The 4,219-nt window shown below is 62.5% G+C and carries 3 protein-coding genes; all 3 read right to left on the minus strand.

Features of this window, described 5'->3' with window-relative positions; translation table 11 throughout:
* A partial coding sequence (locus ACESLM_RS30330; RefSeq protein WP_372638428.1) for a glycoside hydrolase family 38 N-terminal domain-containing protein occupies positions 1-2,338 on the minus strand: 2,338 nt, incomplete at its 3' end.
* Positions 2,301-3,284, minus strand: a complete 984-nt coding sequence (locus ACESLM_RS30335; protein ID WP_372638430.1) for an ROK family protein — start codon at positions 3,282-3,284, stop codon at positions 2,301-2,303. The genes ACESLM_RS30335 and ACESLM_RS30330, both read right to left, overlap by 38 nt.
* Positions 3,285-3,304: 20 nt before the next feature.
* On the minus strand, positions 3,305-4,219 hold a 915-nt coding region (locus ACESLM_RS30340; protein WP_372638432.1), incomplete at its 5' end, for a DUF4185 domain-containing protein.

Here is a 4,219-nt window from a genome sequence, read left to right on the forward strand (position 1 = left end):
TTCCTTCCGCTGCCTCCGGGCAAACGTAAGCCGGAAACTGCTGAATCGGCAGCGAAGCTTCGAACCCGACGCGCGCCATCTCCTCCGGCCGGAATGGACCGGAGAACGGAAGGAGCCGGTACGTCAGGCCAATCGGTCCGGGCTGGCTGGCCCGGAAATTGGTGTCCCAGTAGTTGTTCAGCGGCCATGCCAGCAGCAGCGGATTGGCTTCACGCGGAATCGCCGCGCTCTCCCGGCCAAAATTGAAGCCGCCGATCTGCACGAGCGGGGCATCCGGACAAGCCAGTGTGACGCCGTAGCGGCCGTCGTACACCGATACCGCGCGATCCGCCGTCACCCAATCCCGGCTGACGCCCGGAAGCTGGTCGTCGTCCAGCCGCACCGGCGTGCCGGCGGTATCGAAGACGGCTTCCCATCCCGCGTTCAAACGGAGCGGAAAAGCGAAGTAGAGCGACTCCGGTTCCCGGTCGTCCGTCTTGTCCATCAGCGCCCGCAGCTCGATGTCCGGACGATCGCGGAACAGCGTGATCCGCTGCTCCAGCTTGCGGACGCCCGGCGCCTCCCAGACCAGCGTCAGCGTAACGCCGCTGTCGTGCTCGGCGGCCGAGCACGACAGCAGCCGGTCCGCGCCTCTGCGGCGAGCCTTCCAATCGTTGTTCCAGCAGCTTACGCTGTTGTTGCATTTGTCGATGTCGCGCAGGAACAGCGTCTCCCGGTGGCGCCGCCCGCGAAGCGGATCGGGCATCTCGTTCACGTACTGGAACAACGTCCATTCGCTGTCCGGATCGATCATCGACCAGCCCGCTTTCTTGTCGAACAGCTCCGCGATTCGTCCGGTCTGCGGGTCGTAGCCGAGCCGGTAATACGGGGTCTCGATCCGTCCCGGCTCCAGCTTCAGTTCGTCCTCCGCTTTTACGGCGCGGGCAAGCGCCGAATGAGGAACCTTCTTCCAGCTAAAGGGAGGGACGGTGATCCTGCCGAAGGACGGCAAGCTCCAATTCGTGTCCAGGTTGTTGGCATGCACGCACAACCGCGACGCCGTCAGATGGCGGCCTTCGTGGTACCAATGCTCCGTCAGCCGCAGATCGACGGTCTGCTCCACGGCCGACGCGTTCACGAGCAGCGTCCCCTCCGGCTTGCCGGATTGCGGCGGATTGCCGGCGAAGCGCTCCAGTTCGCGGTTGAGCAAATACCCGCTAAGGCTGTTTGCCTGATGGGCGAAATGCGCTTTGTGCCCCCACAGCACTTTCGTGTACGTCGAGTCGGGATCGGTGACGGAAATGTTGGCTCCCCACGTATGCTCGTCGTACAGCTGAACCTGCTCCCAAGCTTCCTCATACAAAGCTGCGTCCGACGCAGTCAGCGGCTCGCGGCGGAAGGCGGCGAGAAACTCCGCGCTCTGGAGGGCGGTCTTGGACCGGCGGCTCAAACGGGTTTCGTCGGCGGAGCTGGCCGCTCCGAAGTTCCAGTAATCGGTCCAGTCTCCCGAATAGGCGGGCACCTGCTCGCGAGGGAGCTTCCGCAGCCGCTCAAGCAGCATCTCCGGCGTTGCCATGCGAATCCGGGGGCCGAGCCCTTCCGCGTTCCAGCGCCGGATCATGCCGAGCAGCTCGGTGTCCGGAGGCGTATTGTCGAACATCGGAATGTTAGTCGCCGACAGGTAGACGAAATCGTAAGGGTAGCTTTCGCTTTCCAGGCGGGACAAATAACGGTCAAGCCCCGCCTTCATCTTGGCCATGTCGTTCTCCCACAGCTCTCCGAACTGCGTAAACAGCGAGTAGTGCTCTCCGTGGAAGGTGAGCAGCTCTTGCCGGTTCGGCGCCGCCCAGCGGAATGCGCTCGGGCGTTTAAACGGAATGCCGCCGAAATGGATGTTGACGCCGGTCGTATAGAGCTCGATGCCCGCGTCCAGCAAAATCTGCGCGAACGTCCACGGCTGGCCGTTAATGTCATGGTTGATCGCGGTGCGAATCGGCGCGCCGAAGCGCTCGCGCAGTACCTTGACCGGTCGCAGCGCGCGAATCATCTCCTCCGCGGAGCAGAGGGGCGTACTGTGCAGGTTCACCGCCGTCAGGCAGATCTGACCTCTCCGCACGCACGCGGCGAAGCGTTCGACGCTCGCCTCGTCCGCCGTCTCCAGCCAGCGCACGACCGGCTCTGTCGCCTCGCACGTCCAGTAGAACCGTTCCTCCTCCGGTTGGTCCGCCGTCTCTTCGCACAGCTCGATCGCCTGATCGATATACGATTTCTGCAGCTCCCACAACACCGGCTGCGGGTGCGTATAGCCGACATCCAAATGGCTATGATGGTATACGAGAATTTCCCGGATCCCGGCCATAAGTTTCCCTCGCTTTCGTCTCGTTAATGGTTTGACGGAGCAGCAACGACACTCCCGCGAACGCGCTCAGCGACGTATCGTCGGTCACTTCCAGGGAGACGTCGCATCCGCTGAGCGCTTGCCGCACGCGATCCAGGAACAGCTCCTGGCTCTTGACGATCTGTCCGCCGATAACGACCGCTTCCGGACGGAACGCCTCCAGAAACGGCAGCAGCATCTCGCCGATCCTGTCGCCGAACCGGTGGAAGACGCCGATCGCTTGCGGGTCTCCTCCGCGGGCCATCTCGGCCACGTTCTTCACGTCCAGGCCATCGTCCAGCCCCGCTTCCCTCATGAGGCGAACGATGCCCCTTTTGGAAATGTAATCGTCCACGATCGAGTCCCGGAACGGCTGGTTGTAAATCCAGCCGTGTTCGGGCACGTCCTCCCGATACTTGACGAGGGCGCCTTCCTCCAGGAAGGCCGAGCCCGCACCTGTACCGATCGTCAGACACAGCGCCCTGCCGTAAGCTCTCGCCTTGCCTACGGCGTATTCCCCCAATGCGAACAGGTTCGCGTCGTTCTCGAATACGATGTGAAAATCGGGCGAGCGCTTGCCGGCGAACCAGCTCTCGTTCGCCAATCTCGCGGTCAGCTCCTGCCTTAGATTCACCCCGTAGATGTTCTCGAACTTGTCCACGCCCTGAATGTAGCTTATGCCTTCCTCATAATCGAACGGCCCGGGAAAGGCGTAACCGATGCCGTCGATCCGAAACGTTTTGTCCATAATCCGGTTCGTCTGCTGCTTGATCAAGTCGACGAAATGCGCGAGCAGTTCGTCCTTCGACTCCTTGGACTTGGAAGGATAGATCATGTAGGAATCCGGAACGAGCTTTCCGAGCGCGTTCATGACCGCCGTCTTGATGAACAGGCCGCCGATGTCGAATACGATAGTATATTTTTTCATGTTCCCGCTCTCCCGTTCGTTTAGACAAGCTGCCGAATCCGGATGAATCTTGGCCGGTAGATGCCGCCGAACGCCATGTGGGCGTCCATGCTCGTCGTGTTTACGTTATAGCTGGCCAGCAGCTCTCCCGGATGCGACAGGTGCGGATGGGCTTTGGCATTGTACGAGTAGATGCCGTGCCCCTCCTCCGGCTCCATGCAAGCGTGCACCGGCACGTACGGGCCGAAGGGTCCGACCGGACTGTCTCCCGCGCTCACCGCCACCCGGTTCCCAGACACTCCGCCCTGCTGGACGACGAGGACGTATTTGCCGTCCAGAAATCCGCCGGTTACGGGAGAGACGCTCAGCTCGGACGAGACTCCGGAGGCGATCGGCGCGCACAGGTCCTTGCGCTCCGTCCAGCCGCTTCCGTCCCAGAACGTCCACTTCTCCGTCCGTTCCAGCTCCTCTGCGGGAACGCGGGCGGCGACAAGCTTCGTGACGCCGTCGTTCTGCAGCCCGTACACGTAGACGTAGCCGTCCGGATCGGGAACTCCGGCCTCTTCCGTGCAGGGCAGCACGGCGGCGCCGAAATAAGTCGTATGGCCGGCTGCCGACTGGAAGTACAGATCCGTATCCGCCTGCTCCTGGCGATCCAGGGCCGGACCGCCCGCCTCCATCGGCGCGGATACCCGGACAACGCCGTGCACCGCGAACTGAAAGCCTTCCGGACCGTCCGGATTCGGCCCGACGATCAGCGGGAAGCAGTGAAACTTGCCGCCTACCGACGTTCCGTCCTGCAGCCAATAATACGTGCCTTCATGCGCCAGACCGTTCGGCGTTCGCGGAACGATCGCGCTGCCCGGAATTTCGCCTTCCCGGTTCCACAAGAAGGCAACCGCCGCCGGGTCCGGACGGTCGCCGTCCAGCAAAGCCAGCGTATTATTGATCATGAC

The organism is Cohnella sp., assembly GCF_041641335.1.
Lineage (GTDB): Bacteria > Bacillota > Bacilli > Paenibacillales > Paenibacillaceae > Cohnella.

Bases quoted from the DNA above. Each gene is read 5' to 3' on its own strand.
- ACESLM_RS30335 (WP_372638430.1), bottom strand. From the start codon at position 3,284: ATGAAAAAATATACTATCGTATTCGACATCGGCGGCCTGTTCATCAAG.